This window comes from Lactobacillus nasalidis, assembly GCF_016587775.1.
Lineage (GTDB): Bacteria > Bacillota > Bacilli > Lactobacillales > Lactobacillaceae > Lactobacillus > Lactobacillus nasalidis.
In genome coordinates, this window is the sequence record NZ_BOCG01000199.1 from 1 (window position 1) to 227 (window position 227).

Genomic DNA, 227 nt, shown 5'->3' on the forward strand with positions numbered 1-227 from the left:
AATGCCTGCGGCCTGGCCAACGGCAACCTGGGCTCGGCAGCTTATCCGGGCGTGGGCAAGAACACCGAAAACGAAATGTCGGCAGCTGACATGGCAATCGTCTGCCAGAAGCTGCTGAAGGACTTCCCGGAAGTTTTGAACACGACTTCCATTGCCCAGGCGACTTTTTCAACCGGCTCCAGCCAGACGCAAATGACCAACTGGAACTGGATGCTGAAAGGCCTGAG

1 pseudogene is annotated in these 227 nt (G+C 56.8%); it reads left to right on the forward strand.

Annotated features, from left to right (window positions below):
• Positions 1-227, forward strand: a pseudogene (locus lacNas_RS03485) (serine hydrolase); the annotation flags it as partial.